Source organism: Streptomyces nanhaiensis (genome assembly GCF_046614825.1).
Taxonomy (GTDB): Bacteria; Actinomycetota; Actinomycetes; order Streptomycetales; family Streptomycetaceae; genus Streptomyces; species Streptomyces radiopugnans.
In genome coordinates, this window is the sequence record NZ_JBKJFM010000419.1 from 1 (window position 1) to 324 (window position 324).

At 69.8% G+C, this 324-nt stretch carries 1 protein-coding gene; it reads left to right on the forward strand.

Annotated elements, in window-relative coordinates; translation table 11 throughout:
* Window positions 1-95 precede the first annotated feature (95 nt).
* Window positions 96-324, forward strand: a 229-nt coding sequence (locus tag ACLIYP_RS30895; protein ID WP_412716357.1) for an AMP-binding protein, incomplete at its 3' end; no start/stop codon positions are given.

The window sequence follows — 324 nt, forward strand, 5'->3', positions numbered from 1 at the left end:
GACCGGACCAGATCGCCGCCGTCCTCGGCATCCTGGCCGCCGGAGCCGCCTACGTCCCCGTCGGCGTCGACCAGCCACCCGAACGCCGCAAACGGATGTACCAACGCGCCGGAGTACGAACCGTGCTCGACGACCTGTCGGAGGCCAGGAACCATCCTCCGGCGAAGGAGCCGCGACGGGTGTCCCCGGACACCCTCGCCTATGTGATCTTCACGTCGGGGTCCACCGGCGAACCCAAGGGCGTGGCCGTCTCCCACCGCGCCGCCATGAACACCATCACCGACCTCAACGACCGCTGCCACATCACCGCCGACGACCGCGTCC